The following is a 25936-nucleotide window of genomic DNA, read 5'->3' on the forward strand; positions in this document are numbered from 1 at the left end:
CGACCTTCACTGGTCGACGCCGACCACGGGATTGACGAGCGTGCCGATTGAGCTCACTTCGACCTCGACCACATCGCCCGGACTCAGGAACCGCGGTGGGGAGGCAAAACCGCCACATCCCCACGGTGTTCCCGTGAGCAGGACGTATCCCGGTTCCAGCACAAAATGGCGCGAGCAGAAGGCGATCAGCTCATCGACGGCGAAGATCATCTCGCTGGTCGATGAGGACTGAACTGTCTCCCCGTTGACTCTGGTCGTCAAGGCAAGGGCCTGTGGGTCGGGCACTTCGTCGGGTGTCACGAGGATTGGCCCCAGCGGACAGAATGTAGCGAGGCTCTTCCCGCGCAACCATTGGCCATCAGCGAACTGAAGATCACGTGCCGACACGTCATTGGCCACGGTGTACCCGGCGATGTGGCTGAGGGCGTCGGCTTGATCCACCTGCCAGCAGCGTTTGCCGATGACAACCGCAAGTTCGCCCTCCCAGTCCACCTGACCGGTCACGGCCGGATCGAATCTGATGCCGGCCCCCGGGCCAATCACGGTGTTGGGCAGCTTGGCGAAGAGTAGTGGCGTGCTGGGCGTTTCCAACCCCGTCTCGCGAATGTGGTCTCGGTAGTTGAGGCCGACGGCAATGATCGCGCCGGGCAGCACAGGGGGAGCTTGTCGGGCCGCGTCGGCCTCGTCGACGAAGTCCTCAAGGATCAACTCTTGCAGGTCCTGGTCACTCTCGAGGATCGTCCGCATGTCGGCGCGCCCCTTCAGGTGGCGGGTTCCTTCAGGCGTGTGGGCGACTGCCACGACCCCGGCCGCGGTGTGAATTTGTCCGATCTTCATAGCTACCCGGCCACGTGTGGCCTGCCCTTTCGATGTCCCGCTTAGTAAGCAAGTGATTACATTCTTTGACGTAGGATGTCGCTGCCGACGGTGTTTGGCAAGTCGATCACGTGTGAGGAGTTCGCCTGTGTCCGCAGTCCGGCGCAGCAACGCGAGGGGTGAACTCACGCGTGCGCGGTTGATCGACGCCGCGATTGAGATCTTCTCGATGCGAAGTTTTCACGGCGCGGGGACGCGCGACATTGCTGAGGCTGCTGGCATGAGTCAGGCGGCGATGTACGTCCACTATCCGACCAAGGAGGATCTGCTCTTCCAGCTCTCGCTCGACGGGCACCAAGAGATTGAGGATGTCGTCAGCGCCGCGGCCGGTCGGCCTGGGACGCCCAGTGATCGCCTCGGCGAGGTCGTACATGACTTTGCCGTATGGCACGCCCGCTCACATACGCGTGCTCGAGTCATCAACTATGAACTGGGCGGGTTGACCGGTGAGCATCGCAAGGAAATCGCGACGTTCCGGCGGCGTCTTGAGGCGACCATGCGAGAGATTCTCGTGGACGGTGTCGCCGCTGGGGAGTTTTCGGTGCCGGATCCGGCGATCACATCGCTCGCGCTGCTTTCGCTGGGAGTCGACATTGCGCGCTGGTACCGCGAGGACGGCCCGTGGTCTCCCGAGGCGGTAGGGGAGCACTATCGCCAGCTTGCTGTTGCGGCTGCGCGAGGCAACAGCAATTAGTAAGCGGGCGCTTATTTACTTTCGGCATGGTTTGCGTCACAGTGCTGGGGTAACGCGCTGACGCGCTCGACACAGGAGGTATCGATGACGAGTCTTGTGAAGATCCTTGAGGAAAGCGTCGAGGCGCATCCTGATCGTCTGGCAGTGATCGACGATGGCAGGACGCTCACCTATCGCGAGCTGGATGCTCGCGCCAGAGAAGTTGCCCAAGTCCTCAGATCGACCGGAGTCGTGGAGGGCGACCGCGTCGCATTCTCGTGCCCGAACGTCGCCGAGTTTCCCATCGTCTACTTCGGCATCCTCATGGTGGGCGCCGCAGTCGTTCCGCTGAATGTCCTGCTCCGCGACCACGAGATCACCTATCACCTAGACGACTCCTCGACCAAGGTCTACATCGCGCATGTTGGCACTCCGGCACTGCCGATCGGTGAGGTCGCGGCCGCGGGATTCGCCGCGAGCGCTTCCTGTGAGCACTTCTTCACTGTGGGTGGCCAAGAAGACTCCTCGACGAGCAGGTCGAGCCTCGAGAACGCGATGAAGCAGGTCGACGGTCTGACGCACTCGGTCCCGGTTGACGATGACGCGGTCGCTGTCGTGCTCTACACCTCCGGCACGACTGGTCGGCCAAAGGGCGCAGAACTGCGGCACAGCAACATGCGAGCGAACGTCGCGTCGGTGTGCGAGGTCTTCGATTGCAATACAGCACGCCCGGACGTCTACTTGGCGGCCTTGCCGCTCTATCACTGCTACGGACAGACCGTCGTACAGAATGGTGCGCTGTCGTTCGGCGGGACAATCGTGATGCTGCCGCGCTTTGATGCCGAGGAGGCGTTGAGGCTCATGGAGCAGCACGCGGTCACCTTCTTCTCCGGTGTTCCCACGATGTATTGGAGCTTGTTGGAGGCTGCCGGACAGGACCGTGATGTCACGCGGGTTGCCAGGTCTCTCCGAGTAGCGAACTGCGGCGGCGCGGCACTTCCGGTGGAAATGCACCGTCGCTTCCTCGACAGATTCGGCGTGACGATCCTCGAGGGCTACGGACTGTCGGAGACATCACCCGTCGCCTCGTTCAACAGGCTTGGCGACGAGCCCAGGGTCGGGTCGATTGGGATCCCGATCCCCGGCGTGGACATGAAGCTCGTCAACGACGACTGGTCCGAAGTGCCGGACGACCCGGAAGTGATCGGCGAGATTGCCATCCGTGGCCCGAACGTCATGAAGGGCTATCTCGGGCGACCAGAGGCCACAGACGAGGCGATCCGAGATGGATGGTTCCGATCAGGAGACTTGGCCCGCAAGGACGAAGATGGCTTCTACTACATCGTCGACCGTTCCAAGGACTTGATCATCCGCGGTGGGTACAACGTCTACCCCCGTGAGATTGAGGAGGTCCTCATGGAGCATCCCGCCGTGTCTCTCGTCGCGGTCATCGGGTACCCCCACGAAGCCCTCGGTGAAGAGGTCGCTGCAGTGGTGGTGAAGGTGGATGGGTTCGCCATATCTGAGGATGAACTCATCGCCTGGGCCAAGCAGCGCCTGGCGGCATACAAGTACCCACGCATCGTTCGGTTCGTCGATGACATGCCACTCACTTCAACTGGCAAGATCCTCAAACGCGAACTGAAGCAGACCTCGTTCGTCACTTCCTGACCACGCTGACCCCACCCTTGATCGGAGACCACCAATGCATGTCCTCATCACCGGCGCTGCTTCCGGTATCGGCCGCGCCGTTGCCCGCCGTCTCGCCGAGGATGCGCGAGCCCGCGGCACGGCGCTGCGCATGGCACTCATAGACCGCGACGAGGTGGGGCTGGATGCCGTCGTGGCTGAGGTGGGGGAGGGGGCTTCCGCGCATTCGGCTGACCTTGCCGATGATGCGTCCCTGTGTGCTGCTGTTGAGGCCGCGCTGGCACACGTAGAGCACCGATTGGACGGTCTGGTGAGCAACGCCGGCGTCATCTCGGCGGCGCCGCTCAAGGAGCTCGATCCTGCACTGTGGGACCGGGACTTCGCGGTCAACACTCGTGCGACGTTCCGTCTGGGGCAGCTGTGTCATCCTGCGCTGAGCACAGCTCGCGGGTCCATGGTGGTGACTTCGTCGGTCTCGGGTCGGTACCCGACGGCCGATGTCGGGGCCTACGGCGCCAACAAGGCGGCTGTGACGATGTTGACACGTCAGATGGCTCGCGAATGGGGCCCCGACGGGATCCGGTGCAATGTCGTTTCACCGGGGTCGACACTCACGGAGATGACCAGGACGGGACTCGAACATCCTGGCGTCATGGATCAGCGTGCCGCGCAGGTGCCGCTTGGACGCATTGGTCAGCCAGAGGACATCGCCGCTGTCGTGTCCTTCCTCCTCGGCCCGGACGCTGGCTTCGTCAGTGGTGTCGATATCGCGGTTGACGGCGGGTGGACCTCGGCTCTGATGCCGAAGGTTTCAGCGGCCGTTGCAAGGGATTCCGCTAAATAAGCAAGTACTTATTGACTTGAGACCTGAGTCACACATAGGATCCGATCAACTGCTTAGGAACGGGCGGCCAAGACCCCCTCTGGGGCCTAGCGAAGGGAAGCAAGCGCAGTGAAGGAATTCGTGAATCAGGTGGTGGTCCCCGGCCTCGCCGGAGGTGCCACGGCAAGCCTGTTCGCCCTCGCGTTCGTGGTGATGCATCGGACCACGCGCGTCTTGAACTTTGCGCACGGCCAGCTTGTCATGCTGATGCCGCTGGGCGTGCTTGTCGTCAGTGATCTGTGGGGGATGCCCGTACTGGTCGGCATCGCTGTCAGCACGGTCGTCCTCTTCGCAGTCGTGCTGCTCGAGGAGCGAGTGGCGATTCGCCCATTCATCCAGAGTGGGCACGCCCTTCCATGGATTCTCTCGACGCTCGGCTTTTCGGTGATTCTCGCAGAGTTGATGGCGATTCCATACCGGGGCCAGCCTGTGCGGTACCCCTGGGGCATTTCCGCAAAAGCCCACGAGGTGATGGGATTGAAGGTCTCGCTGGCTGAAGTGACTCTCGTGAGCTCGGTGATTCTTCTGGTCGTCGCGATGACGTTGTTTGATCGACGAACCACGACCGGCATGCGTTTGCGGGCTGTCGCGCAGGACAAGGATGGCGCGGCGGCTATCGGAATTGCGCCAGCGACGGCGTCCCGCATCAGCGCACTGATCGCGGGCGCCATCGCCGCCACGACAGGCCTGTTGATCGTGTCGACCCAACTGGTCTCCCCTGAGCTTGGGCTGACGTTCCTGTTCAACGGATTCGTCGCTGCCGCCGTGGGCGGGCTCGACAGCATCCACGGAGTCCTCGTTGGCGGTCTCATCGTGGGAATTGTCGGTCAGATGGCCTCGGTGTACATCGGTGGAGCGTACGTGCAGCTGGTGCTGTTCTCCGTACTTCTCCTGGTGTACCTGACATGGCCTCAGGGTGTTTTCGGCAAGGAAAGTGTGCGTGCGGTATGAACTGGAGTAGCACTTCGTCAGCGCTGAGTCGGGCCTTTGCACCTGTGCGCGCCGTGGGTGAACGCATCGGCAGCTCTCCTTTCGGTCGCCCTGTCGTCCACGCTCCGATCGTGATCGCACTCCTCTTGGGATATATCGCGATCCAGGGCGCTGCATCGTTTGCCTCATACACGGTTTTCACCGTGCTGATCTACTCCATCGCGGCGCTCGGCTTGAACATTCCAGCGGGGTTCAGCGGAGCGCTCTCCCTGGGACAGGGAGCGAGCTTCGCGCTGGGCGCGTACACGGTGGGCGCACTCACGATCAACCAGCAATGGCCGTTTTGGGCGACGCTTCCCATTGCCTCCATCGCAGGGCTGGCGTTCGGCCTACTTTTGGGAGCGCCGGCCGGTCGACTGGGCGACATTGGCCTGGCCCTCATTTCACTTGGCGCGGTACTCGTCAGCCTGGACCTGATTGTTGCTCTCGACGACGTCACGGGGGGTGTCACCGGATTGTCGCCGATTTCGCTGATCCCCAACTTCGGGGCCGACCCGACCTATTCAGAGTGGCTGTTGCCGTTGCTGGTGACATTCAGCGCCCTGGCGGTCTACCTGCTTCACTACGCCGTACGAATCTCACGGATCGGCCGTTCCGCGCTCGCAACTCGGGACGAGCCGATCGGTGCCACCGCTCTTGGTATTTCGGCCTACCGCACCAAGGTGACCACGTTCGCCCTCGGTTCGGCTCTCGGCGCTTACGCCGGCGGGCTCTTTGCATTCATGGCTCAGTACATTTCGCCGGACGCATTCACGAGTCACCTCAGCATCATCTTGCTGGCGATGGTTGTTCTAGGCGGTGCCGGCTCGATGTATGGCCCGGTCCTGGGTGCAGCGCTGCTCGTGGTGCTGCCGCAGGAGCTTGCTGCCTACCCGCACGTCAACAGCTTCATCTACGGCGGCGTGCTCATCGCCGTCGTGTTGCTGAGACCTGCCGGGATCGTGTCGAGGACTGCTGCGCCGGTTGTGGATGCCATTGCAGGCGCTGGGGTTGTGACGTCAGATGAGGTGGCTCGGCCACAGATGCCCCGTGGAACGGGACTTGAAGTTCGAGGCGTCTCGCGCGCCTTCGGAGGCATCAAAGCGCTCGATGAGGTGTCACTGACGGTCAAGCCCGGTGAAGTGCTCGCACTCATTGGCCCGAACGGGTCAGGCAAGACGACCTTGATCAACGTCGTCACGGGTATGTATCCGGCTGACAGCGGGACGATTCTTCTCGACGGCCAGGACATCACTCGGGTCAAGGCGCGACGTCTGGCGGAGTCGGGAATCGCACGCACGTTCCAGACTCCCAAGACGTTCCCCGCCATGAGCGTCGCCGAGCACTTGGCCCTCGCCAAGCAACTGCAGAGCGCCGAGCATCGTGACACGGTCAACTTCGATCCCTGGGTCCGCAAGCTGCTCGCACTGGGCGGGATCGACGCGGACGACCCCCGCATGATGTCTCGCGAGACCCGTCAACTCGGTCACGGTCAGCTGCGATTCCTCGAGATAGCGATGGCCATTCGACACTCACCCAGACTTCTCATGCTCGATGAGCCGGCGGCAGGTTTGTCGCAGGTCGAAATGCAGGGACTTGAGGACGTGACTCGAGAGCTCGCGGACCTCGGCATCGCCGTGATCATCGTCGAGCATCATCTCGACCTGGTGACCCGCCTAGCGGACCGCGTGACAGTCCTTGAGCTTGGCAAAGTTCTTTGGGAAGGCCGACCCCAGGATCTTCTCGAAGCCGAGGCCGTCAAGATCGCCTACCTGGGGGTTGCCAAATGAGCGTGTTGCGTGTCGATGGCCTCTCGGTCCGGTACGGCGGGGTGACAGCCCTGTCTGATGTCTCGTTGACTCTCGACGAGGGTCAGCTGCTGACGATCCTCGGCGCGAACGGTGCTGGCAAGACCTCGATGCTGCGCGGGATCGGCGGCCTCGAATCCGCCGGTGGAAGTGTGCAGCTGCGCGGGACAGAACTAGGCGGGTCCGGTGCTGCCCAGCGGGCGCGTGCGGGGATTGGTCATGTCCTCGAGGGGCGGCACGTGTTTCCGGACCTCACCGTCAACGAGAACCTTCACCTCGGCTCACTGTTGTCCAAAGAGCCTCGGGGGGGAATTGACTCTGCGTTGGAGCTGCTGCCGGAATTGCGGGAGATGGCCGATCGCAAGGCCGGTCGACTCAGCGGCGGACAGCAACAGATGCTCGCGATCGCTCGTGCGCTCAGCGGTACGCCGGACGTCCTGCTGCTTGACGAACCGAGCAACGGACTCGCTCCAATACTCGTCCAGCGGACCATCGAGGTCATCCGGGCAGTCACCTCGATGGGTGTCGCCGTGTTGCTCGTCGAGCAACGCCTCGAGATCGCGCAGGCGCTGAACAGCGACGTGCTCATCTTGCAGCGCGGATCAGTCGTCGGAAAAGCCAACGGAACCGAGGAGGACTTGGAGGAGCGCATTCACGCCGCATATCTGGCCTGACACATCACATTTCAAAGGTCTTCGGGGACCAATCAGCAACTGGAGAGACACATGAACATTTCCTTTACATCTGCAAGGCGGGGTATCGCGGCAGTGTCCGCTGCCCTCCTGATGGGCTCGGTCCTCGCCGCGTGTGGCGGTGGTGATGAAGGTTCGAGCGATGACGAGACCTACACAGTGGGATACATCGGAGCTCTCACTGGTCCTGTGGGAGCTTCCGGCGTCATCGCACTGAACGGTCTCAAGGCTGGCGCCGAGTACGCCAACACCTTGGACGGGCCGACCTTCAAGGTTGTTTCGCGCGACAGCAAGGGTGACCCGAGCGCAGGCGCCAACTTGGCGCGAGAGCTCGCTCAGTCCGGCGTCGATGCGATCTTCGCGGGATCCACCGACATTGCGGCGATCCAGCCAGTGCTCAACCAGTACAAGATCCTCGGCGCGGACTCAGGTGGAGTCACAGCCCTCCTGTCGAAGCTGGGCAAGGACAATGAGTTCCCGTGGACGTTCTCACCCACGACTGCGGCTGGCAACAATACGATCGTCCCGCAGGTCAGATTCCTTCAGGAAGTCAGCGGCAACAAGATCGGAGAGCTGGCTGACACGGGCCCGTTCGGAGCCGGCACAACCGCTTTGACCGACACAATCGTCAAAGAGCAGTTCCCTGATGTCGAACTCATCAAGCAGACGTTCCCGGCAACGGCTTCAAGCGTCACCGCGCAGCTCGAGAAGCTTCGTGCCCAGGGCGCCGAGTCGCTGCTGCTCTGGACGTACGGCGCACCGCTCGTCATGGTGATGCAGAACCTGGATCGCATCGGCTGGTACCCGTACATCGGTGCGCCGCTCGGAGCGGGCGACCCATCGGTCGTCGAAGCGACTCCTGAGAAGCTCAAGGGCAAGATCGCCGCTGGCGGTATTGCCGCAGCACAGGTCGACGGGTCTGGGGTCGAGCCGAGCCCGCTCATCGCTGAATTCTTCAAGCGGTACACCAAGATCAGCGGCGGGAAGACCTTTACGGGTCTGGACACGGTCGCCAACTACACCTTCGACTGGGTCGTCTCACTCCAGGCCGCGATTGACGGTGCCGGGTCTACTGATTCGGCCAAGGTTCGTGACTGGCTGATCGGTGGAACCGAGATTCAGGGCTCACAAGGCCTCCTGAAGTTCGGCGACAAGGCCGCCGCGCGTATTGGAATCAGCCTCGAGAACACGACGGTCTACGACCCGACCAAGCCGTGTGACGAGGCCATCTGCTCGGCTGTCGAGACACCCTGACCGACAGATCCTCGCTGGTCCCGGGATCCACCCACGATCCCGGGACCAGCGCCCACTGATTGGAACCGCATGAACGCCATCCCCTCCGTACAGGACTCAGCTGTGAACCCTGACGACTTTCGCCATGCCATCGGGCACTTCCCGACTGGGGTTGCCGTCATCACGACAACCGTGAACGGGGAGGCACACGGCGCAACAGTCAGCGCACTGAGTTCGCTTTCCCTCGAACCGCCGATGCTGATCGTGTGCCTCAAGGACACCAGCCGGACGTTGACCGCAGTCAAGCAGAGCGGGCGCTTCCTCGTGAACCTGTTGGCGGAGGACCAGGCGGATATCGCGGCGCACTTCGCCACTCGAGATGGTGCCAAGCTTGCTCCTACCGAGCCCGGAAAGCTGCCGGGGATTCCCGGGGTCCTTGGAGCCATCGCATGTGAAGTCGACAGCATGGTTCGGGGCGGTTCGCACATCATCCTCATGGCTACGGTGACGGCGGTGGAGATGGCGTCTGCCGGGAGGCCGCTGACGTACTACCGCGGGCGCTTTGGAGGATTCCTTCCGGCGCTCACCCTCGTGAAGCCCTCGGATTGACATGGATCATCGTGTCGCCCTGGTGACAGGGCCTCAAGGACTGTCCGGCGGAGCCGTGTTCGAACGGCTCTCGTCCAGCCCGGACTGGACTGTGCTCGGATGCTCGCGCCGACCGGATGCTCTGCCCGCCGACCAGATTGTGGCGGTCGACCTCCTCGACCGAGCCGGTACGACGGCTGCCTTGGCCCAGCGAGAAGACATCACCCACCTATTCTTCGGAGCGTATGCAGCGCGCGCTGGGGACCTGGCAGCTGAAGCAGATGCGAACGCGGCCATCTTGGTCAACACCCTTGACGCGCTGCGCTCGGCTGGCGCCAAGCTCCAGCACGTGGTTCTGTACCACGGGGGCAAGGCCTACGGCGCGCACCTCGGGCCCTTCCGTACACCGGCGAAGGAGAATGCCCCCCGAATCGGCGGGCCCCTGCTGTACCACGACCAAGAGGACATCGTCCGTGAACGCGGGCAGGTTGACCGATTCGGATGGACCGTGTTTCGGCCCGACTGGGTCGGAGGCGCCACGACTGGGAGTCCGATCAACCTCGTACTTGGCACTGCGATCTATGCCGTGCTGTGCAGGGACCTGGGCTTGCCATTGCGGTATCCCGGATCACTCGCGCAGGGTGCCTCGCTCATCCAGTCGACGGACGCGCGGATCATCGGTGCCGCCAGTGAATGGGCGTGCGATGCCCCCGAGGCCCGTGACGAGATCTTCAATCTGACCAATGGCGACGCCTATCGCTGGCAGTGCATGTGGGGCGAAGTCGCGGCAATGTTCGGGCTGGAGGTCGCCGAGGGGGGTCCCTCATTGACTGACTTCATGGCTCAGCACGCCGAACGGTGGGCTGCTCTGACGGCCGAGCATGGCCTTCTAGCTCTCGACCCACTGCGAGTCATCGACTGGCCGACGATCGACTTCGCCTTCACCTGTGGATTCGACATGCTGACTAGCACGGTCAAGATCCGCCGGGCCGGGTTCGCCGACTGCATCGACTCGCGCGACATGTTCGCCGACCAGCTGGCCGAGCTCGCCCGCCGAGGTGTCATCCCAGGAGACCGGCTTCCCGGTATCGCCGAGCCAGCATCGTCTGTGGGGGAGCTCGCGTGAAGGTCGGCGTTTCATCCTGGTTCGCCAACCTGGGCGAGTTCGAGCGCAGGACGAGAGAGGGTCGTTTCGAGCGAGCGCCGCGGGTCACTGACTCCGAGCAGATCAAGAAGGAACTGGCGTTGGTCGATCTGGTCGAACCGCTGGGCTTCGACTCCTTCTGGACCATTGAGCATCACTTCACGCCGTACGGGATGACGGACAATCCGACTCAAATCCTGTCCTATGTCGCCGGCCGGACATCGCGTGTCGAGCTCGGGACGATGGTGCTCGTGCTGCCGTGGCACGATCCGCTGAAGCTGGCCGAGAACCTCGCAATTCTCGATGTCCTTCTCGACGGTCGAAGGCTCAACATCGGGGTTGGACGCGGATTTGCCGCCAGAGAGTTCAACGCCTTCCGAGTCCCGTACGAGGAGTCGCGTGGGCGGATGATCGAGTGCCTCGAGATCGTCAGGCGTGCATTGACGGAAGAGTTCTTCTCGTTCGAGGGGGAGTTCTTCAACATTCCACGCACCACGATCCGGCCGAGGCCGCTCAGCCCAGACCTGACTGAAAATCTCCTGATGACGTGGGCTTCGACCGAGTCGCTCGAGCTCGCCGCCCTCTCAGGCGCGGCGCCGCTGTTCACGAACTACCGAGGATGGTCGACGCTTGAGGACAACCTTCGGAGCTTCAATGCCCTTCGGGCGAACCAGGGCTGGTCGAGGTCTTCGTCGGCGATTGCCACGACAGTGCACGTGCACCCAGACGAAGAGACTGCCCGCGAGATGGGTGAGGAGTACTGGCGTAGGACGAGTGCCATGACGATGTGGCACTACGACCGCATGGGGTCGGATCATTTCATGCCGAACGCCACGGATGAGGAACGCGAACGTCTCGTTCGTGCCGGATACGAGGACCAGGCGTCGGCTGGAATCTTCGGCACACCTGAATCCGTCATCGATCAGATTCGCGAGCTCCAGCGAGTGGCTGACGTTGGACATCTCATCACTCTGCACAGTTTTGGGGACATGCCGACCCCCATGGTCGAGGCCAGCATGAAGCTGTTCGCCGAGGAGGTTCTCCCAACCATCAAGACGTTCGGTAGCACCGATCCACGAGCCATCCCGTATTCCGACGTGATGGCTTCATCGCTCGCGAAAGGTTGATTCCATGGGTAAAACATCGCTTTCTCCCGGCATCCGCTATGACATGCCGGCAACTTTTGGCGCATCTGTCGCACCAGACTTGGAGACGGGCTTCGATCTGCGCGGATCGGAGATCGTCTTCGAGACAGATCCGGCGGCAGTCGACGCACTTCTGCCGGCGTGGTACCGAGCGACCGAGCGGCCCGTGGTCTCGGTCTGCTACCGACACATGATCAACATGGGTTGGATGGGCGGCCGCGATTACCAGCTCGTGACGGTTCGTGTGACGGCCCACTGTGATTCTGTCGAAGGCGCCCCTGTGCACCCGTACTCGTGGGTGATCTGGGAATCGGACTGCGCACCCATCCTCGCTGGGCGAGAGCTCATGGGTTCACCGAAACTCTTCGCGCGGATACCGATCGCGGCGGTCGGAGCTGACGATCATGAATTCACCTGCCACGAGTACGACGCCCTCTTGGTGCGGGGCAGGTTGCACGGTATGTCAGAGCTCTCCGATGCCGAGCGTTCCCTGGCTCTCGGGCGCATGCGAGCGTCCCGCAGCTACTACTGGAAGTACATTCCTGGCACTCAGGGGACAGTTGACGTGGACTATCCCGTCGCGATCCGGATGGACATTCCGTATGTCGCGATGTGGCGGGGATCTGCCGAGCTCGAGCTCGGAACACCCGACCCGGTTGCCGCGCCCTACTCAAGCAAGATCATGACGGCGTTGGCAGCCTTGCCGCAACGGTCGGAGCTCACTGCCACGAGCTGGCATGCCGAGAACTGCTCTCTATTCCGGGGAGAGACCCGGCGGCTTGACCAACCCGGCGTCGAAGACTGGCTGCGCGGAGACGCGGTTGACGTGCTTCGTGAGTGAGGCACCGGCCGGATGAGCGGCGTAGTGACTTTGGAGAAGGTGCAGTGCCCGGCTTCGCCCAGGATCGTGCACTGAGGATTCCGCTTCCGTTGGCAGTCCGATGCCCCGGTCCAGGTCTTGTCGGCATTCACCTCGTCAGGGCAAGGTGGATCGCTCAGGGCAATTCGGAGGACGACATGGGCGACACCGCGATGTGGCAGGGCTTCGGCGGGAAGGTGCTGCTGCCGGGTGGCAAGGGCTACGACGCGGCACGCCAGGTGTGGAACGCCATGGTCGATCGTCGCCCACGCCTGATCGTGCAGTGCACCAGCGTCGAAGACGTGGTGCTGGCCGTACGCAATGCCCGCGCCCTCGATCTCGAGATCGGGGTGAAGTGCGGAGGCCACAGCGTGCTCGGCCTGTCGCTGCCTGAGGACGGCATCACGATCGACCTCACGCCGATGGCTGCCGTACGCGTCGATCCCGAGCGCAAGCGGGCCTGGATCCAGGGTGGGGCGCTGCTCGGGGCGCTCGACACGGCGACGCAGGAGCACGGTCTCGCCACCACGGCCGGCAACGTCTCCCACACCGGCGTGGGTGGCTTGACCCTCGGCGGCGGGATGGGCTGGCTGGCTCGCCAGTACGGGTTGAGCTGCGACAACGTCATTTCCTGTCAGGTGGTGACGGCCGCGGGGGACGTGATCACGGCCAGCCGGGACGAGCACCCCGACCTGTTCTGGGGCCTGCGCGGCGGAGGTGGCAACTTCGGCGTCGTGACCGAGTTCGAGTTCCAGCTGCACGACATCGGCACCCGGACGCTGAGCGTGGAGCTGGACTTCCCGGTCGACGGAGCGGCCGGGGTGGTTGCGGCGTGGCGTGACCTCAGCGCCACGGCTCCGCGGCAGGCCACGTTTGCCGCCACCGTCGCCGGTGGAGTCGTGAGCCTCGGATTCGTGTGGATCGGCGACCCGGAGGCCGGCCGCACGTACGCCCGCGATCTGGAGAGCCTCGGCACCCCGATCGCCGAACGGATCGTCGAGCTGTCGTACGTCGAGCTCCAGACGCGCGAGGACACCGTCGAGGGCCACCTGATCCGCCGCTACTGGAAAGGTCACTACTTCCGTGAGCTGTCGGACGCGGCGATCGAGGCGCTCCTGCTGCACGATCCCGAGGTCGGTGCGAGCCTCCAGGCGTACGGCGGTGCCATCGCCGAGGTTGCCGACGACGACACCGCGTTCAGCCAACGAGACGTCGCCTTCGAGTACGTCGCGGCGACGCGTTGGACCGACCCGGACGAGGACGAGCAGCGCATCCGGCGGGCCCGCGAGTCGGCGGCCCGGCTCGAGCCGTTCGCCAGCGGCATGTACGTCAACGTGATCAGCGACGAGGGACTGGCTGGCGTGAGTCGCGCCTACTCGCCCGCGAAGCTGACCCGGCTCTCGGCCGTCAAGCGCACCTATGATCCCGACAACGTCTTCCACCTCAACCACAACATCTCCCCGACCCCCGAACCGGCCGGAGGATGACATGTTCGTGAGGTGACGAGAGGTATCCCGTGCAGCTGACGAGTCGCGACGTCGCGTGACGGAAATCCGTCAGGTTTCAGCATTTTTTAAGGTTTTGGGGCTTGCAGTCGGGGTGGGTTGGATCTATAACAGTCTCGTAAAAGTTGAGTCGGCCGGACTCAACCTCGTGAAAGGAGATCTGACCATGAACGCTATGACCTTTGATCCTTTCGGCGACCTCGATCGCCTGCGGGACGCATTCCGTACGGGTGCCCGTGCCGTACCGGTTGACTTGGTACGCGAGGGCGACCGCTACCTCCTCAACGCCGACCTCCCGGGAGTCGACCCCGGATCGATCGACATCGACCTCGACGGCAACCTCCTGACGATCCGGGCCGAACGCACCCAGGCGGTGCACGACGGCGCCAAGTGGATCGCCCAGGAACGCCGGGGCGGCAGCTACTACCGGCAGTTCACGCTCGGCGACGGCATCGACAGGGAGTCGATCTCGGCGTCGTACGAGCACGGCGTGCTGTCGGTGATGATCCCGATCAGCGAGAAGGCGAAGCCGCGCAAGATCCAGATCGCGGCTCCCGAGGTCAGGGAGTCCATCTCCGCGTAGGCGCCTCGTTTACGCGACCCGTTCGCGGGTATGTCACTGGTGCTGAACCGGACGCGTTGACTGAGACAACCGCGACCGGTCCAGCTCAGTCCGACAGGGCGCGTGGCGGACCACCGGCTTACGCAGACGTGTTGGTCCGCCCGCTTCCTCGGGCCTGGCGCCGACGCTCGTGGGCAGGACGACCACCCACATCCCGACGATGTACGAAGCGATCACGGCGGCGACCGAGACCGCTGTCCAGCGCGCGGTCACGATGTCGAGGATGAACCACACGACCCCCACGATCGTGAGCGCCATGGTTGCCAGGCCCCAGCGCGCGAGCCGGTCTGCAGCCTCGACGAGCCATGGTCGCTGGCCGCGATGGAACAGCGCGCGGTGCAGCGCGACAGGGTCATGAGCAGGAGGGTCGACGCGACCGCGCCGGTGAGGATCGCCGCGTACGCGTTGTGCCGCGATTCGGGCAAGGCGTGAAACCGCTCGGTGAACGGCAGCGTGAGCATGAACCCCGTGAGGATCTGCACGCCGGTCTGGGCGACTCGCAGCTCTTGCAGCAGCTCCGCCCAGTTGCGGTCGAGCCGCTTCGATTGGGTCGTGGCCGAGTCTGGCATCAGGCCCCCTTCATCGCACGTGAAGTGCCCTGGGAACGATGCGACGAAACGCATGAATGCCGTGCAGCTCGATGCCTGAATCGCGAATGACTCAACCGTTGCGGGGTAACCGCCACTCGTGACTCCCGTGCTCGCGCTGCTCCTCGGTTGGGCTGGCGTACTGCTGGAGCTGGGCGTGCTGGTCTGGCTGTTGGCAAGGCACAACAGGTGAGGCTCAGGCTGGCCGCGCTGGTCGGGGCGCTCTTCATCACCTCCAGCTGCGTGGCGGCAAGCCCCGATGCCGACACGTACGGCGACGCTGCCGCATCCTCCCTCGGCACTGCCGTGAGCGAGGTCGCCACCGTGCGGACGTTGCTGGAGCTCCTGGACTCGGGAGACATCCCACGGCCCGCGGTCGTGGCGCAGCTTCGCTACAGCGAGGACGCCCTGACGAAGGCGAGCCAGGGTCTCGGCTCGCTCAACCCGCCACCTGAGCAGGATGCCCTGAGCGACGAGTCGGGCCGACTGCTCGACGAGGCTGGGTCGTTGCTCCAGGAGGCGCGCATTGCCGTTCACCGCGGTGAGAAGGCGGAGTACCGCACGATCGTGAAGGACCTCGACGACTTGGGCGCCAGGCTCGAGAAGCTTGAGGCGAGTGCCTCATGAAGAAGCTTTTTGCGGTCGCTCTGGGTGTCCTGTCCGCCATCGGCGGGTTCGTCGACATCGGCGACCTCGTCACCAACGCGCTGGTCGGGTCTCGCTTCGGAATGTCGCTCGCGTGGGTGGTGCTGGTCGGTGTGCTGGGCATCGTGGTCTTCGCGGAGATGTCGGGACGAGTGGTGGCCGCGAGCGGACGCCCGACGTTCGACATCGTCCGTGAGCGGTTCGGTCCCAAGGTCGGGCTGTTGAACCTTGGCGGGTCGATGGCGGTCACGCTCCTGACATACATCGCGGAGATCGGTGGCATCGCGCTGTCGTTGGAGCTGGCGACCAGTGTTCACGAGCTGCTCTGGATCCCGGTGACGGCCGCCGCGGTGTGGATCGTCTTGTGGCGCGCCAAGTTCGCGCTGCTGGAGAACGTCTTCGGGCTGCTGGGTCTCGCGTTGATCGTGTTCGCGGTGGCGCTGTGGCAGCTCGGCCCGGACTGGTCTGAGCTGGCGACGTCTGCGGCGACGATGGACAAGCCCGCATCCGAGGAGTGGTCGACGTACGCCTACTTCGCCGTCGCACTCTTCGGCGCGGCCATGACTCCGTACGAGGTGTTCTTCTTCTCGTCCGGCGGCGTCGAGGAGAAATGGGACCGATCCTCCGTGGCGACGATGCGCTCCAACGTCTTCATCGGGTTCCCCCTTGGCGGACTGCTCTCCCTCGCCATCGCCGGGGTGGCGACGGTGACACTGATGCCCGAGGGCATTGAGGTCGAGACGCTGGGCCAGGTCGGTCTCCCGGTGGCGATCGCCCTCGGCAAGATCGGATTCGCCATTGCGATCCTCGGGTTCTTCGCCGCCACGTTCGGCGCTGCGTGCGAGACCGGCCTCTCGCTCGGCTACAGCATCGCGCAGTACTTCGGCTGGCAGTGGGGCAAGTTCGTCCGCCCGCGAGAGGCCGCACGTTTCCACCTCGTGATACTTCTCGCGACGATCCTCGCAGCGGTCGTGCTGTTGACGACGATCGACCCGATCCTGGTGACGGAGTTCTCGGTCGTCTTCTCGGCGGTGGCACTGCCGCTGACCTACCTGCCGATTCTCATGGTGGCCAACGATCGCGGCTACATGGGACCGCTGACGAACGGCCGGCTGTCGAACACCCTGGGCACCATCTACATGGTGATCGTCCTGGTGGCATCGATCGCCGCCGTACCGCTGATGATCTGGACCAAGATGGGCACCTCATGAGTGAGATCCACATCCGAGGAACGCTCGACGGCCAGCTCGACCTGCTGGACCGGCAGATCGTGAGCAGCGACGGGCTGTTGATCGCGAACGTCGACGACCTCGAGCTCGAGGAACGCGCCGATGGCACTCTCATCGTCTCGGGCGTGCTGGTGGGCCCGGGCGCTCTGGGTCGACGCCTCGGTGGTGCGCTCGACTTCATCATCGTCAACACGTGGAGCCGGCTCACGGGTCGCGACCCGGATGATCCACAACGGATCGACTACGCCCATGTCTCCGACATCGCCACGGTCCTGACGGTCGATGAGAGCCGTGAGGTGATCGACATCGACGGCCTCGAGACTTGGGCGCGCGTACGGGTGATCGAGGCACTGCCGGGCGCCCGCGACGACCGGGAGACGTCGACCCCGAGCACGGAGCCGAGCCGGCTCGGCACGGGGCCCGCGCAGGCAGGCGACCGGCACCGGTTCAGTCAGCTGGCGGGCATGCGCGTCGTCTTCTCCGACGGCAGGGTGGGCGACCAGGTGACTGACGTCCGGTTCGGCAGGGGCGAACCACGAGGACATCTGCCCAGGCTGGTGACCGAGGGGCTCGTCGTGGGACGACACACGGCTGGCACGTTGTTCGGGTACGACCGCCGCCGCCAGCAGGGGCCGTGGCTGATCCAGAAGATCCTTCGGCTCCTTCATCGCAGCACCGGCCATGTCGCGTGGTCCGACATCAGGTCGATCGACTGGGACGACAACGTGATCACCCTGAGCACCTCTGAGCTCACCCGGCTCGACGACCTGTAAGGAGGGAACATCATGGCGTACGAGGTGGAGGCGGTGGTCCTGGTCGACCTGCAGCGCGACTTCTTCGCTGACGCAGAGCTTGCCAGGCATCGCGAGCGAGTGGTCGCGGCGTGCAACGGCCTGTGTGCGCGAGCAACGGCACTGGAGGTGCCGGTGATCGAGATCCGCACCGTGCACGCGCCGGACCGCTCCACCTGGACGCGCAACATGCTCGAGGACGGCCGCGGCATGGTGATCGACGGAACGCCCGGGGCGGAGCGGCTGCCCGAGCTCGAGTGCTCCGTCACCGCGGTCGTTCCCAAGACTCGCGACAGTGCCTTTCACGGCACTGTCCTCGAGGATCTCCTCAAGGAGCTGGGTGTCAGCACGTTTGCCCTGTGCGGTGTCTCCACCGAGTCGTGCATCGCCGTGACGGCATCGGACGCGTACGCCTACGACTTCGGGGTGGTGCTGGTCGAGGAAGCCATCGCGTCCGTCGACCCCGACCAGCACGACCGCACGCTCGCACTCTTGCGAGAGCAGTATCGGCAACCCGTGGGAGGCGTCGACGACGTGACATTTCGGCAGCCGTCAGCCTCACGCGGGAGAAGCGCGGAACCGGGTTTGGGGCGGGTGCAGCCGGGGTAGTTGCGCATGAACGGGTTGCCGAGTCAGCAGGGGCGGTCAAGGCATGAGCCTGACGATGTGGGATGACAAGCAGGATGCGTTGATGGACTTCGGCGGCCTGACGGTCATCTACGACGATCGGGTGCTGACTCCACGGCCCTGGACGCTCGCGCAGTCGATCTGGTCCGCTGAGCTGCTCCGGCAACTGCCAGACGGGCCGGTGCTCGAGCTGTGCTCGGGTGTCGGGCACATCGGCCTGTGCGCCGTCGCGGACGGCCGACGCGAGCTGGTGATGGTGGACCTCAACCCAGCTGCGTGCGAGATGGCGCGGCGCAACGCCGATGCGGCCCTGATGGGACATCGCGTCGAGATCCGGCAGGGGAGTATGGAGGCGGTCGTCGCGGACGACGAGACGTACGCCTTGATCATCGCCGACCCGCCATGGGTCGCGTCGCCGTACGTGACCAGCTATCCGGAAGACCCGGTGATCGCGATCGACGGCGGCAACGACGGACTCGACCTCGCCCGGGCCTGCTGTCGTGTCGTGGACACGCACCTCGCGGAGGGTGGAGCCGCGATACTGCAGCTCGGCACGACCGCCCAGGCGGACGTCATCGCAGCCCACCTCGAAGAGAGTTCGACGCTGCGGGTGCGCGAGGTCAGGACGTACGAGCGTGGGGTGCTGGCTCGCCTCTCGCGTGAGTCATCTGCCGGGCAGCAGCTTGTGCGTCCCGTCGCACCACGGCTGTGATGCCGACTTGCCGCACCGGCACACCGCGCTGACCGGTCGCGTCGTTGGGTGCGCCACTCCGTCGGGGTCCTCGACGACGTGGTCCCCGCGCAGCAGCAGTGGTCCGTCGGGGCACAGGATCACGTCGGGGTGCTCGTGGGTCATGCGGCCCATTCGTGCAGCATCCGGTGGGCGAATCTCGCTTCAAGGTCGAGGCATGTGAAGGCGCCGAAGAAGACGTCCTCACGCAGCTCGGGTTCGTCCTCAATCAGTGACCCGCAGATCGTACGGGCGGCGAGCTGCTCGTGCACCGCGTCGGCCTCCACGTGCTCGAGGTAGTAGTCGGCCATCGCCGCGGGCAGCTCGAGCCGGCTGAGGCCTTGGGCGATCTGTCGTGACGGGATGCTGCTCGTCATCTCGAAGGCCGCGAGGTGACCCAGCGCCGCACCGCGAAGCCGCCGATGCAGACCGAAGAGCGACATCGCGTTGTTCTGCTCGAGGATCTCGATGGGCGCATCATCGATGTAGGCGCCGTACTCAGGACGAAGCCCGCACGCGTCCATTCCGCGGGCGAACAGCTCGGCGTGGAGGCGGTGGGGATCGCCGCACCCGTACTCGTCGAACTGCAGCTCCATCAGCGCTGCCTGGGTACGGACGGGCAGGCGGGGGACGACCCAGGCCGTGGGGTCGGACTCCTTGAGGTGATAGATCGAGCGCATGCGGAGCAGCTCCAGCACCTGCTCGTGGTCGGCGTCGCGCTGGACGTGTCGAGCGAGCGAGGGACCGTCGTGCTCCTCGACGTACGCGAACAGGCTTTCCGCGAGATCGCCCTGCGGCACGGGGGTCGTGAACCGGTCACGCAGAGAGGCCTCGAAGGCCGACTCGAGCGATCGGCGCAGCTCGATCAGCTCCGGCTGCCACTCGAGGTCGTCGTCGACGTCGTCGAAGCCGCGGTAGTGGAGCTCGTACAGCGCCCACAGGGTGATCTGGAGGTCGTCATCGTCGTCTGCGATGGTGCGGAGGACGGCGTCCCAGCCCGACGGCTCGCGCATGGACTCGAAGACGACCTCGCTCAGGGAGCCTCGTCCTTTGGGAGTCAGCATGCGCGGTCCCGGTCTTGGAGCGACTGCCATTCGCCGCGGCAGTCGAGGAATCCGGGGGATGAGTCGTCGAGTGGTGGGGGTGGAGGATCGAGTACGAGCTGGTCCGTCATGGGAGTTCCTCTGCGTGGTGCTGCGTCCGCCTTTGCGTCACGGATGTGGAGGGAGTACCCCGTGCCGCCGCGTCCGAACCGGGACGAATGTCACTCCAGCGGTGGGGTACGTCGGTGGCCTCACAGAAAGGACGAGCCGATGACCAGCATTCCGATCGAGCCACAGGATCCGGATCTCGAGCCGGACGCCGTACCCGGAGACGACCCGGAGGTCCCGCTGGACCCAGACCAGCAGGAGCCCGAGATCGTGCCGCCCAGCGAGTCGCGTGACGACATTGCTGCGCCGGACCCGGTCGAGGACAAGTAGTCGTCGCCACGGTCGTACCCGCCAGCAAGCGGGCTGAGGCGAAGGGGTGGCGGAGCTCGCCGTCGCGTGTGGTTCCATTGCTTCAACTAAGCAAGCGACTCCGGAGAAGGACATCATGGACGACGACGCACGGCTCGCCACCGCACTCGAGATGATCCAGGCGTGGAACGACATCGACATCGACAAGGTCATCGAGATGTTCGCCGAGGACGGCCAGATGCACCTGATGATGGAGGCCGAGCCGACGACAGGCCGTCCCGCGCTGCGCAAGCGCATCGGCAAGCTCTGTGACGCCGCCTCCGAGATCAACATCGTGATCCGCAACGCCGGTGTCGTGAACGGATCGGTGTTCCTCGAGCGCGTCGACAACTTCGTGATCGGCGGCCACACCGGCGCGATGCCCGTGGTCGGCGTGCTGGAGATCGAGGACGGCCTCGTCCACGTGTGGCGCGAGTACTACGACCACGCCACGCTCAGGTCAGGGCTCGGACTGTCCTGACCCGTCCCGGTCCTGCGTGCCGCGCTGGATCAGCAGGCCTACGCGCCGCAACCCGTCGTCTGGGCCTGCGCATCGCCTCCCGAATGTATCTTGACGGGTACATAACCATATGGGTACATTCAGACGATGGATGCTGTGCTCAACGCGCTGTCGGACGAGAGCCGACGCACGATGCTCGAGATGCTCCGCGACAGCCCCGCGACGGTGGGCGAGCTAGCGGCGGGTCTCCCCATCGCTCGGCCCGGGGTCTCGCGCCACCTTCGAGTGCTGCGCGAGGCGGGGCTGGTCGACGTACGCCAGGAGGCTCAGTGGCGCATCTACTCGCTGCGCCCCGAACCGCTGGCTGACGTCGATGCATGGCTCGGTCGCTACCGCGAGCTGTGGGAGCAGCGGCTCGATGCACTTCACACCGAGATTGCCCGCGGCAAGCGGGCGAGGAAGGGGACGACATGACGACGCAGACGCCACTGCTGGCCAGCTTGCACCCCCACCGCGCGGACACCGGGACCGTACGCGTCGAGGACGTGTTCGACACTGACCTTGCCGACCTGTGGAACGCCATCACCGATCCGGCCCGGCTCGCCCGATGGCTCGTCACCGTCACCGGTGACCTGCGCCTCGGTGGGGAGTTCCATGCGACGTTCACCAGCAGCTGGGACGGACCCGGCCGCATCGAGGTGTGCGAGCAGGGTCAACGGCTGCTCGTGACCATGACACCCGGCACCGACGACGAGACCGTCATCGAGGCGGTGCTGACCGCCGAGGGCGACAAGACCCGGCTCGTCATCGAGGAGCGCGGCATCCCGCTGCGCGCGATCGCGGGCCACGGAGCCGGCTGGCAGGCGCACCTCGAGGATCTCGCCACGCATCTCGCGAACGGGGAGTGCGGCACCTGGTCGCTGCGCTGGACCGAGCTGACCCCCGCCTACGAGGAGCTCGTCCGCCAGCTGCGCTGATCTGCACACAACCTTCACACGTCGTCCCCGAATCCCGACCAGTCAGGCTCCTACGCTGAGGGACATGAGCCCCACGCGTCGGATCCTGCTGGTCGAGGACGAGCCCGTCATCAACGCAGCCGTCACCGATCGGCTGGTCGCCGAGGGCTATGACGTGGTCCGGGCGTACGACGGGCCCGGCGCCGTGGAGGCGTTCACCGCGAGCGATCCCGACCTGGTGCTTCTCGATGTCATGCTCCCGGGCTTCGACGGCCATGAGGTGTGCCGGCGCATCCAGGCCGTGCGCCCCGTGCCCGTGCTCATGCTCACGGCACGCGACGACGAGGCAGACATCCTGGTCGGCCTGGCCGTGGGTGCTGACGACTACCTCACCAAGCCGTTCCGCATGCGCGAGCTGGTTGCCCGCGTCGCTGCGCTCCTGCGCCGGGTCGACCGCGCCGCGGAGCTGGCCGTACGCGGTGCCACCGATCTCGGCGACGTCCGCGTCGATGCCGCCGCGCGACGCGTCTGGGTGGCCGACGTCGAGGTGCACCTGACACCGACCGAGTTCGACCTGTTGCTCTGCCTCGCCATGAACCCCGGTGTCGTCCTCACTCGCGAACGTCTGCTGGACGAGGTGTGGGGCTGGGCCGACGCCTCCGGCACACGTACGGTCGACAGCCACGTCAAGGCCCTGCGCGCCAAGATCGGCGCCGACCGCGTGCGCACCGTGCATGGCGTCGGCTACGCCTTCGAAGTCGGATCATGACCGTCCGGCCGCTCGACGTCGTCCGCTCGGTCAAGGTCAAGCTGGGCCTGCTGGTGGTGGCCAGCGTCGTCGTGGCGATCGTCGTGGCCAGCATCGGCTCCGCCGGCGGCGTACCCGTCCTCCTCAGCATCCCGGTCACGATCGTGCTCGCCCTCGCCGTCACCCAGCTCCTTGCGGTCGGCATGACCTCGCCGCTGCGCGAGATGACACATGCCGCGAGCCGGATGGCGACAGGCGACCACTCGGTACGGGTCACCGCCACCTCGCGAGACGAGGTCGGCGAGCTTGCGCGTGCCTTCAACTCGATGGCGGAGGACCTCGCCGAGGTCGACCGTCACCGCCGCGAGCTCGTCGCCAACGTCAGCCACGAGCTCCGTACGCCGCTGGCCGCGCTGTCCGCCGTGCTCGAGAACCTCGCCGACGGCGTGACCCAGCCGGATCCCGCGACGCTGCGCGCAGCCGTCGCGCAGGGCGAACGCATGACGGCCCTCGTGACCGACCTGCTCGACCTCTCTCGCGTCGACGCGGGCAAGACGCCGCTGGAGCGCGAGGACGTCGACGTCACAGTGCTGCTCCACTCCGCAGTCTCCGAGATCCGGGTCGGCGGCCGCGACGTGACGTACGAGGTCGAGGTCAGTCCTGCCGACCTCCACGTGCAGGGTGATCTCGCCCGGCTGCGCCAGCTCGTCGCCAACCTCCTCGACAATGCCTCGCGCCACAGCCCGCCCGGTGGAGTGGTCCGGCTCGGCGCGCAGCTCGGCGACGACCATTGGCACCTCGACGTCACCGACGAGGGCCCGGGCGTCGCACCGGGCGATCGTGAACGCGCGTTCGAACGATTCGGCACGCTCAGCGCCTCGAGCGGTGGGGGAGGCACCGGCCTCGGGCTGGCAATCGCCCGCTGGGTCACCGACCTGCACGGCGGCACGATCCGCTTCACCGAACCCGACGAGCGAGGTGCCCACGTTCGGGCCGACCTCCCCCTCGACCCGGCACCCGTCACCCCCAAGGAGATCCCCATGAGCGCACCGACACCACCGAGGGCGACGACGGTCGCCGAGCCGTCCCAGGACAAGCCCACCTCGACGGCGGAGTGGCTGTTCGGCGACGTGTGGCCCGAGCGCACGCTGCCCGCCAACCCTCCGCTCCTGTTCGGCGCCGTCGGCGTCGGCGTGCTCGCCGGGCTGATCCTGCCGTTCCGCGACATCGGGCTGGCGTACTTCCTCGTGCTCCTGGCCGCCGGTGGTGTGCTCTTCGCCGCGAGCCGCCGGCGCAAGGAGCGTTTCACGATGGCCTGCGCCGCGGTTTGCGTGGCACTGGCGTCGATGACGGTTCTGCGTGACGCCGAATGGATCTCGGTGCTCTGCATCCTGACCGGCGCCGTGGTGAGCGCCGTCGGCCTGGTCGGCGGCAGGAATGTAGGTGCGTTTGCCCTCAGTGTGATCGCCTGGCCGCTCTCGGCGCTGCGTGGCATGCCGTGGCTCGGCCGGACGCTGCGCAGCCTCTCGGGACAGGGCAACAAGCTGGCGCTCGTACGCACGATCGTCCTGTCCGTCGTCGCGCTCACGGTGTTCGCCCTGCTCCTCGGCTCGGCCGACGCGCTGTTCGCCGAGTGGGTCGGAGCCCTCGTACCAGACTTCGGTTCCGACGACCTGGCCCTGCGCCTCTTCCTCACCTTCGCGGTTGGTGGTGTCGTCCTCGCCGGCACCTACCTCGCCCAGAATCCGCCGGAGCCGGGTCGCATCGAGCTCCCCGCCCGCCCGGTTGCCAACCGCTTCGAGTGGCTGGCACCCGTCCTGGTCGTCGACGCCGTGTTCGCCGTGTTCCTCGTGGCGCAGGCGGCCGTGATCTTCGGCGGCCACGACTACCTCGAGCGCACCACCGGGCTGACCTATGCCGAGTACGTCCACCAGGGCTTCGGCCAGCTCACGGTCGCCACGGCCCTCACCCTCCTCGTGGTCTGGGCTGCGTCACGCAAGGCGCCGCGGGAGACCGCCGAGGACCGGATGTGGGTCCGCATCTCGCTCGGCGTGCTCTGTGCGCTGACGCTCGTCGTCGTCGCGTCCGCGCTCCACCGGATGGACGTCTACCAGGATGCGTACGGATTCACGGTGCTTCGTGTGCTCGTCGACATCTTCGAGGGCTGGCTGGGCCTCCTGGTCGTCGCCACCATGGTCGGCGGTGTCGCGCTCAAGGCTTCATGGCTGCCGCGTTTCGGCCTCTTCAGTGGAGTCGCGCTGCTGCTCGCCTTCGCGCTGATCAACCCGGAGGCTTGGGTGGCCAGGCAGAACATCGACCGGTACGAGACCACCGGCAAGATCGACTGGACCTATCTGCAGACCCTGTCGGACGACGCCGTACCGACGCTCTCGAAGCTGCCGGCTGACGAGGTCGGCTGCGCGCTGACCCGGTATGACGGCACGAGCGACGACGACTGGCTGGAGTGGAACCTCGGCCGAGCCCGCGCCACCGCGATCGTCGACAAGGACGGCGACAACTGGACCTACCGGCAGGACTGCCCGGGTCAGACCGATCGCTGACCGAGGAGCTTCTCCAACGTGTCGATGACCAGCTGGTGGTCGTCGAGCTGGGGGAGGCCCGAGACCGCGATCGAGCCGATGCAGCCGGTGCTCCTGATCAGGATCGGGAACGCGCCACCGTGAGCGGCGTACGTCGCGGTGTCGAGGCGCGAGTCGGTGTCGAACGATTGGCCGCGTGACCGGAACGTCTCGCCGACTCGCAGGGATGACTGGCCGTAGCGGTCGACCACGGCCGCCTTGCGGGCGAGCCACCCGTCGTTGTCGGCGGAGGCTCCGGGCAGGGCGGCGTGGAACAGCTCCTGGCCGTTGCGCCGGATCGAGATGGCGATCGGCAGGCCCGCCGCCAGGCCTGCGTCCCGGAGGGCGACGCCCACCGTCCACGCGGTGCTCTCGTCGAACGTGTCGAAGACGAGTTGGCGTTCTTGTCGTTCCAGCTCGCTGAGCAGCTCAGTCATG

At 65.3% G+C, this 25936-nt stretch carries 28 protein-coding genes and 1 pseudogene; 24 read left to right on the top strand and 5 right to left on the bottom strand.

Annotated features, from left to right (window positions below; all coding sequences use genetic code 11):
* Window positions 1–6: 6 nt before the first annotated feature.
* Window positions 7–837, bottom strand: coding sequence for a fumarylacetoacetate hydrolase family protein (locus ABD683_RS11755; protein WP_344770149.1), 831 nt, complete (start codon window positions 835–837; stop codon window positions 7–9).
* A 127-nt stretch (window positions 838–964) separates the two neighbouring features.
* Here ABD683_RS11755 and ABD683_RS11760 point away from each other — a divergent pair, with 127 nt between their 5' ends.
* The 13 genes from ABD683_RS11760 to ABD683_RS11820 all read left to right on the top strand — a co-directional run bounded on the left by ABD683_RS11760 (window position 965) and on the right by ABD683_RS11820 (window position 14608).
* Window positions 965–1570: a TetR/AcrR family transcriptional regulator gene (locus tag ABD683_RS11760; protein ID WP_344770150.1), complete on the top strand. Its 606-nt coding sequence runs from the start codon at window positions 965–967 to the stop codon at window positions 1568–1570.
* An 84-nt stretch (window positions 1571–1654) separates the two neighbouring features.
* Window positions 1655–3220 (top strand): long-chain-fatty-acid--CoA ligase, encoded by a 1566-nt coding sequence (locus ABD683_RS11765; RefSeq protein WP_344770151.1) that lies wholly within the window; start codon window positions 1655–1657, stop codon window positions 3218–3220.
* Between the two features lie 34 nt (window positions 3221–3254).
* Window positions 3255–4043: an SDR family NAD(P)-dependent oxidoreductase gene (locus tag ABD683_RS11770; protein ID WP_344770152.1), complete on the top strand. Its 789-nt coding sequence runs from the start codon at window positions 3255–3257 to the stop codon at window positions 4041–4043.
* A gap of 108 nt (window positions 4044–4151) precedes the next feature.
* Window positions 4152–5033 carry a branched-chain amino acid ABC transporter permease gene (locus tag ABD683_RS11775; protein ID WP_344770153.1) on the top strand — a complete coding sequence of 294 codons (882 nt, stop codon included), beginning with the start codon at window positions 4152–4154 and terminating at the stop codon, window positions 5031–5033.
* Between the two features lie 110 nt (window positions 5034–5143).
* The gene (locus ABD683_RS11780; protein ID WP_344770154.1) at window positions 5144–6841 is read left to right on the top strand and encodes a branched-chain amino acid ABC transporter ATP-binding protein/permease; all 1698 of its coding nucleotides are present in this window, start codon (window positions 5144–5146) and stop codon (window positions 6839–6841) included.
* Entirely contained in the window at window positions 6838–7533 is a 696-nt protein-coding gene (locus ABD683_RS11785) for an ABC transporter ATP-binding protein (protein ID WP_344770155.1), read from the top strand. Before ABD683_RS11780 ends, ABD683_RS11785 begins: the two co-directional genes overlap by 4 nt.
* Window positions 7534–7626: 93 nt before the next feature.
* Window positions 7627–8805: an ABC transporter substrate-binding protein gene (locus ABD683_RS11790; RefSeq protein ID WP_344770156.1), complete on the top strand. Its 1179-nt coding sequence runs from the start codon at window positions 7627–7629 to the stop codon at window positions 8803–8805.
* A 102-nt stretch (window positions 8806–8907) separates the two neighbouring features.
* Window positions 8908–9393 carry a flavin reductase family protein gene (locus ABD683_RS11795; protein WP_344770157.1) on the top strand — a complete coding sequence of 162 codons (486 nt, stop codon included), beginning with the start codon at window positions 8908–8910 and terminating at the stop codon, window positions 9391–9393.
* 1 nt (window position 9394) lies between these two features.
* Window positions 9395–10498 carry an SDR family oxidoreductase gene (locus ABD683_RS11800; RefSeq protein WP_344770158.1) on the top strand — a complete coding sequence of 368 codons (1104 nt, stop codon included), beginning with the start codon at window positions 9395–9397 and terminating at the stop codon, window positions 10496–10498.
* Window positions 10495–11643, top strand: coding sequence for an LLM class flavin-dependent oxidoreductase (locus tag ABD683_RS11805; protein WP_344770159.1), 1149 nt, complete (start codon window positions 10495–10497; stop codon window positions 11641–11643). The genes ABD683_RS11800 and ABD683_RS11805 overlap by 4 nt, the downstream gene beginning before the upstream one ends.
* 4 nt (window positions 11644–11647) lie before the next feature.
* Complete coding sequence (locus ABD683_RS11810) at window positions 11648–12502, top strand: acetoacetate decarboxylase family protein (protein WP_344770160.1); 855 nt, start codon at window positions 11648–11650, stop codon at window positions 12500–12502.
* Window positions 12503–12678: 176 nt separating this feature from the next.
* Window positions 12679–14007, top strand: a complete 1329-nt coding sequence (locus ABD683_RS11815) for an FAD-binding oxidoreductase (RefSeq protein WP_344770161.1) — start codon at window positions 12679–12681, stop codon at window positions 14005–14007.
* 193 nt (window positions 14008–14200) lie between these two features.
* A complete protein-coding gene (locus ABD683_RS11820; protein ID WP_344770162.1) occupies window positions 14201–14608 on the top strand; it encodes an Hsp20/alpha crystallin family protein in 408 nt (135 codons plus the stop codon).
* Window positions 14609–14641: 33 nt separating this feature from the next.
* Here the strand turns inward: ABD683_RS11820 and ABD683_RS18565 are convergent.
* Window positions 14642–15270, bottom strand: a pseudogene (locus ABD683_RS18565) (DUF6328 family protein).
* A 153-nt stretch (window positions 15271–15423) separates the two neighbouring features.
* Here ABD683_RS18565 and ABD683_RS11830 point away from each other — a divergent pair.
* Genes ABD683_RS11830 through ABD683_RS11850 form a run of 5 tightly spaced genes read left to right on the top strand, consistent with a single transcriptional unit; the run spans window position 15424 to window position 19238 of the window.
* Window positions 15424–15861 carry a hypothetical protein gene (locus ABD683_RS11830; protein ID WP_344770164.1) on the top strand — a complete coding sequence of 146 codons (438 nt, stop codon included), beginning with the start codon at window positions 15424–15426 and terminating at the stop codon, window positions 15859–15861.
* Complete coding sequence (locus ABD683_RS11835; RefSeq protein ID WP_344770165.1) at window positions 15858–17090, top strand: NRAMP family divalent metal transporter; 1233 nt, start codon at window positions 15858–15860, stop codon at window positions 17088–17090. Before ABD683_RS11830 ends, ABD683_RS11835 begins: the two co-directional genes overlap by 4 nt.
* Window positions 17087–17881, top strand: a complete 795-nt coding sequence (locus ABD683_RS11840; RefSeq protein ID WP_344770166.1) for a hypothetical protein — start codon at window positions 17087–17089, stop codon at window positions 17879–17881. Before ABD683_RS11835 ends, ABD683_RS11840 begins: the two co-directional genes overlap by 4 nt.
* A gap of 12 nt (window positions 17882–17893) precedes the next feature.
* Window positions 17894–18508, top strand: a complete 615-nt coding sequence (locus ABD683_RS11845; protein WP_344770167.1) for a cysteine hydrolase family protein — start codon at window positions 17894–17896, stop codon at window positions 18506–18508.
* 43 nt (window positions 18509–18551) lie between these two features.
* A complete protein-coding gene (locus tag ABD683_RS11850) occupies window positions 18552–19238 on the top strand; it encodes a methyltransferase (protein ID WP_344770168.1) in 687 nt (228 codons plus the stop codon).
* Here ABD683_RS11850 and ABD683_RS11855 read toward each other — a convergent pair.
* Both ABD683_RS11855 and ABD683_RS11860 read right to left on the bottom strand, forming a co-directional pair.
* A complete protein-coding gene (locus ABD683_RS11855) occupies window positions 19191–19391 on the bottom strand; it encodes a CDGSH iron-sulfur domain-containing protein (protein WP_344770169.1) in 201 nt (66 codons plus the stop codon). The genes ABD683_RS11850 and ABD683_RS11855 overlap by 48 nt on opposite strands.
* Entirely contained in the window at window positions 19379–20320 is a 942-nt protein-coding gene (locus tag ABD683_RS11860) for an iron-containing redox enzyme family protein (protein ID WP_344770170.1), read from the bottom strand. Before ABD683_RS11860 ends, ABD683_RS11855 begins: the two co-directional genes overlap by 13 nt.
* A 249-nt stretch (window positions 20321–20569) precedes the next feature.
* On the opposite strand from ABD683_RS11860, the gene ABD683_RS11865 reads away from it, so the two are divergent.
* The 6 genes from ABD683_RS11865 to ABD683_RS11890 all read left to right on the top strand — a co-directional run bounded on the left by ABD683_RS11865 (window position 20570) and on the right by ABD683_RS11890 (window position 25480).
* A complete protein-coding gene (locus ABD683_RS11865) occupies window positions 20570–20737 on the top strand; it encodes a hypothetical protein (RefSeq protein ID WP_344770171.1) in 168 nt (55 codons plus the stop codon).
* A 115-nt stretch (window positions 20738–20852) separates the two neighbouring features.
* On the top strand, window positions 20853–21236 hold the full coding sequence (locus ABD683_RS11870; protein ID WP_344770172.1) for a limonene-1,2-epoxide hydrolase family protein: 384 nt from the start codon (window positions 20853–20855) through the stop codon (window positions 21234–21236).
* Window positions 21237–21362: 126 nt separating this feature from the next.
* Window positions 21363–21689, top strand: coding sequence for an ArsR/SmtB family transcription factor (locus ABD683_RS11875; RefSeq protein ID WP_344770173.1), 327 nt, complete (start codon window positions 21363–21365; stop codon window positions 21687–21689).
* Window positions 21686–22192 carry an SRPBCC domain-containing protein gene (locus ABD683_RS11880; RefSeq protein WP_344770174.1) on the top strand — a complete coding sequence of 169 codons (507 nt, stop codon included), beginning with the start codon at window positions 21686–21688 and terminating at the stop codon, window positions 22190–22192. The genes ABD683_RS11875 and ABD683_RS11880 overlap by 4 nt, the downstream gene beginning before the upstream one ends.
* A 64-nt stretch (window positions 22193–22256) precedes the next feature.
* Window positions 22257–22940, top strand: coding sequence for a response regulator (locus tag ABD683_RS11885; RefSeq protein WP_344770175.1), 684 nt, complete (start codon window positions 22257–22259; stop codon window positions 22938–22940).
* Window positions 22937–25480, top strand: a complete 2544-nt coding sequence (locus ABD683_RS11890) for a DUF4153 domain-containing protein (protein WP_344770176.1) — start codon at window positions 22937–22939, stop codon at window positions 25478–25480. The genes ABD683_RS11885 and ABD683_RS11890 overlap by 4 nt, the downstream gene beginning before the upstream one ends.
* Here the strand turns inward: ABD683_RS11890 and ABD683_RS11895 are convergent.
* Window positions 25465–25935, bottom strand: coding sequence for a heme-degrading domain-containing protein (locus ABD683_RS11895; RefSeq protein WP_344770177.1), 471 nt, complete (start codon window positions 25933–25935; stop codon window positions 25465–25467). The two genes, ABD683_RS11890 and ABD683_RS11895, sit on opposite strands and share 16 nt — an antisense overlap.
* Window position 25936: the final 1 nt, after the last annotated feature.

This window comes from Aeromicrobium panaciterrae, assembly GCF_039537165.1.
Taxonomy (GTDB): Bacteria; Actinomycetota; Actinomycetes; order Propionibacteriales; family Nocardioidaceae; genus Aeromicrobium; species Aeromicrobium panaciterrae.